Annotated in this window: 1 tRNA gene; it reads right to left on the bottom strand. The window is 50.2% G+C overall.

The features are described 5' to 3' along the window. Positions 1–35: 35 nt before the first annotated feature. Positions 36–111: transfer RNA gene (locus AB6T85_RS23740), tRNA-Ala, on the bottom strand. Between the last annotated feature and the right edge of the window lie 138 nt (positions 112–249).

The raw sequence follows: 249 nt of genomic DNA, 5'->3' as shown, positions 1-249 counted from the left end.
GAAAGCCAGTTTTGAGATAGTTTTTGTAAACTGCATGGTGGAGCTAAGCGGGATCGAACCGCTGACCTCCTGCGTGCAAGGCAGGCGCTCTCCCAGCTGAGCTATAGCCCCATACAGTTACTGCAGAGACCATCTACTACCACTCAACTTTCTCTTTAAGGGAGAAACGTAATTTGTGCTCAGGCAAGGCATGTGAGAGGGAAGTTTACCTCGCGTAAACGACCGAACACATAACGCCGCATGAGTGCA

The sequence above is a fragment of the Erwinia aeris genome (assembly GCF_041224955.1).
GTDB classification, from domain to species: Bacteria; Pseudomonadota; Gammaproteobacteria; order Enterobacterales; family Enterobacteriaceae; genus Erwinia; species Erwinia aeris.
The sequence above is the reverse complement of the archived record's forward strand: the minus strand, read 5'-3'. Positions and strand labels throughout refer to the sequence as shown.